We start from the raw sequence: 2,725 nt of genomic DNA, 5'->3' as shown, positions 1-2,725 counted from the left end.
CCAAACCAACATAAAGGGTCATCACATGCTCCTCGTTTGCACTGAGGAGAACATTCTACCTCAGCCTCGAGCGCGCGATTAGGCCATGTGGTTGATCGCAAAGCCCTCCCGCTTGAGCAGAACATGCAGGCGCCGATAGCCGAAGCGGCGGCGCTCCTGGGCGATCGCCTTCATGCGCTGGCGAACGCCGGCATCATCCGCTCGGGTCGTCCGATATCTCATGGTCATGCGGCAGCAGCCGATGGCTTTACACGCCCGCCGTTCGCTCATCCCGTGGGCATCCACGAGACGCGCGACAGCCTTCCGCTTGGCCGCGGGCGTCAAAACTTCTTTCCCAAAAGGTCCTTCAACGCCGCATTGTCCAGCATGGCGTCAGCCAGGAGCCGCTTCAGCTTCGTGTTCTCGTCCTCCAGCGTCCTCAGCCGCTTGGCCTCGGAGACGTCCATGCCGCCGTACTTGGCCTTCCATTTGTAGATGCTGGCGTCGCTCACGCCGTGCTTGCGGCATAGATCGGCGACCGACACCCCGGCCTCGTGCTCCTTCAAGATCCCGATAATCTGCTCTTCCGTAAAGCGGCTACGCTTCATGCTCTGGTCCTCGTCGTGGGCCAGAACGAACTTCAAACTGGATTAAGCCCCGGGGGCAAGGTCATCCATTGCAGAACTGAAAGCGAGGCTCGAACCGTCATGGAGGCGATCCGGAAACGTCTTGCGGAATGCGGTCTGGAGCTCCACCCGGAGAAAACCCGGATCGTCTACTGCAAGGATAATAAACGGAGAAAGGAATGCGAACACATCTCGTTCGACTTCCTTGGCTACACCTTCCAGCCGCGCAGCGCTCGCGATCGAAAGGGCGAGAAGTTCCTCAACTTCCTCCCGGCAATCAGCAACAAGGCTGCCAAAGGAATCCGACAAACCATTCGCTCATGGCGACTGGGTTCGACGCGAAACCACTGGAGTCTTGAAGAACTCGCCAAGCTGATTGATCCTGTCGTGCAAGGATGGCTGAACTATTACGGACGGTTTTACCGGACGGAATGTGTCAATGTCCTTCGTCACGTTAACGACGCGCTCGCCCGTTGGACGAGGCGGAAATACAAGCGGTTGAAAGGCCGGAAAGTCGCCTCAGTATATTGGTTGGGACGGCTCGCACAGCGCGATCCGAACCTCCTCTATTTGTGGCGAGTCGGCATTCGACCTGCGGCTGGAAGATAGAAGCCGGATGAATCGAGAGGTTCACGTCCGGTTTCGTGAGAGCCTCGGGGTGCAATTCCCCGGGGCTACTCGACCGACCGTGACACGCTTGAGGTCCTGGCTGCGTAACGCGCCGGCTTCGTGCGCCACCCGCAAGCTCTCGGCCAGCAGCAGCTCCAGCTTGTCGCCGAGCCGCTTGCGCCAGTGGCTCAAATCTGAGCGCTCGTGCGGAAATGAATGCTGGAAGAATTCTTCGCCGGTGAAGTACTGGAAATACGGGTCGTGGACCCAGCGCTCGCACACCCCCTCATCGGACAAGCCGTAAATGTGCTTGAGCAGCAGCAGCCCGATCATGAAGCGGGTCGCGATGCCCGGCCGACCGTTCTCGCTGTAGAGCGGCGCGATCTCGCCGTCGACCCAGTCCCAGTCGACCTTGCCGGCGAGCTGAACCAGCTCGTGCTTCATGTTGATGATCTGGTCCAGCCTGGCCCGGAACAGATCGCCCGATCCCTTCGCTTTGGGCTTCTTCGGTCGCATCGCCACCTCCGATGCGAGGACGCAATCATGACTGGCGATTCGATGGAATCCTCAAAACGAAATTGCAGGGTTCCGATGCCCGAAGCATCAAAACCCTGCAATCCCAAAACAGGCCACAACGAATAATGCGATCCCAGCTCAATCGCTTAGCCGCTCTTCACAGACGACAAATTATGCTCGTTTCTGCGAGCGATAAGCTCCCGGTCGGCTTCTTCCGCTACTTTGAGGCTGAGTGTGGAGAAGTTAGCAGAGCAGGGACAGCGCTCCCCCGTGTATGCGTGAGGAGTAAGCGCCGAGTCACGCTCTGCTAACTTCAATTGGCAGTGCGAACTGGGCAGGGGCAGCTTCCGGCCCAGCGCAACCGAACAGCGCCGAGTCGCGCCCGCACTGCCTGCGATCCGAGACTGATCGCCAAATCAATGGCTACGACCAGTCCTGATAGTTGCGCTAGGGCGCTTGCCGAATGATACACGCCACGGTTAGTTTCTTCCGCTGCTTGAGGCTGATCGTGGTGAAGTTAGCGGTGCGTGGTAGGGACAGCGCCTCCTCGGTTCACGTCAGGGCGCCGAGTCACGTGGCCGCTAACTTCATCGTTAGCGCGAGCCTCGGCAAGTACACCGTCTGTCGCGAAGGCGACGAGCCGCGCTCGCGTCAGGAACGCATCCCGCAACGTAAAAAGGGCTCGACGACGCGGTAAGTAAAGCGGACGCGTTGGAGGAGAATCTGTCCCCATCTCTCGTCTGAGCAGCTCGATTTCGGATAAGGTCAAGGGGGTCGCTCCCGGAGCGCGTCCATTTTTGAGCAGATAACCTCAACCTGGGATCGCCAAACGGTGGTAGAGCTGGCTCCGGAAATCTGGACAGGGCGATAAGTGGAGTTTGTGCCTGACGGCGGGCAAGCTTGTCCCGCGAATCAGGAGAGACGATGAGCAGACGAGCCCGCCGGCAGCACGCACCGGCATTCAAGGCCAAGGTGGCGTTAGCGGCGATCAAGGG

1 protein-coding gene and 2 pseudogenes are annotated in these 2,725 nt (G+C 59.3%); 1 reads left to right on the top strand and 2 read right to left on the bottom strand.

The features are described from left to right. Nucleotides 1-90: 90 nt before the first annotated feature. Nucleotides 91-587: pseudogene (locus GGD61_RS40030) on the bottom strand (transposase); the annotation flags it as partial. A gap of 15 nt (nt 588-602) precedes the next feature. Between GGD61_RS40030 and GGD61_RS40025 the strand changes: the two are divergent. Next, entirely contained in the window at nt 603-1,214 is a 612-nt protein-coding gene (locus GGD61_RS40025; protein WP_183232539.1) for a group II intron maturase-specific domain-containing protein, read from the top strand. A gap of 75 nt (nt 1,215-1,289) precedes the next feature. Here the strand turns inward: GGD61_RS40025 and GGD61_RS40020 are convergent. Next, a pseudogene (locus GGD61_RS40020) lies at nt 1,290-1,730 on the bottom strand (transposase); the annotation flags it as partial. Nucleotides 1,731-2,725: the final 995 nt, after the last annotated feature.

The sequence above is a fragment of the Bradyrhizobium sp. SBR1B genome (genome assembly GCF_014198205.1).
Taxonomy (GTDB): domain Bacteria; phylum Pseudomonadota; class Alphaproteobacteria; order Rhizobiales; family Xanthobacteraceae; genus Bradyrhizobium.
Note: the sequence above shows the minus strand (reverse complement) of the source record. Positions and strands in the feature narration are given on the sequence as shown.